The sequence below is a fragment of the Pseudoalteromonas sp. S558 genome (assembly GCF_005886635.1).
Taxonomy (GTDB): Bacteria; Pseudomonadota; Gammaproteobacteria; order Enterobacterales; family Alteromonadaceae; genus Pseudoalteromonas; species Pseudoalteromonas aliena.
Map to the genome: position 1 here is coordinate 1 of NZ_PNDU01000262.1, position 371 is coordinate 371.

Annotated in this window: 1 rRNA gene; it reads right to left on the minus strand. The window is 54.2% G+C overall.

The window, feature by feature from the left end:
* Positions 1–371 (minus strand): 16S ribosomal RNA (locus tag CWB66_RS22455); the annotation flags it as partial.

Genomic DNA, 371 nt, shown 5'->3' on the forward strand with positions numbered 1-371 from the left:
CAAACGCGCCCCCGCGAGTGCGGGCCCCCCTCACTGAAAAGGAGTTTAACCCTGGCGTCCGAACTCCCCAGGCGGTCTACTTAATGCGTTAGCTTTGAAAAACAGAACCGAGGCTCCGAGCTTCTAGTAGACATCGTTTACGGCGTGGACTACCGGGGTATCTAATCCCGTTTGCTCCCCACGCTTTCGTACATGAGCGTCAGTGTTGACCCAGGTGGCTGCCTTCGCCATCGGTATTCCTTCAGATCTCTACGCATTTCACCGCTACACCTGAAATTCTACCACCCTCTATCACACTCTAGTTTGCCAGTTCGAAATGCAGTTCCCAGGTTGAGCCCAGGGCTATCACATCTCGCTTATCAAACCGCCTC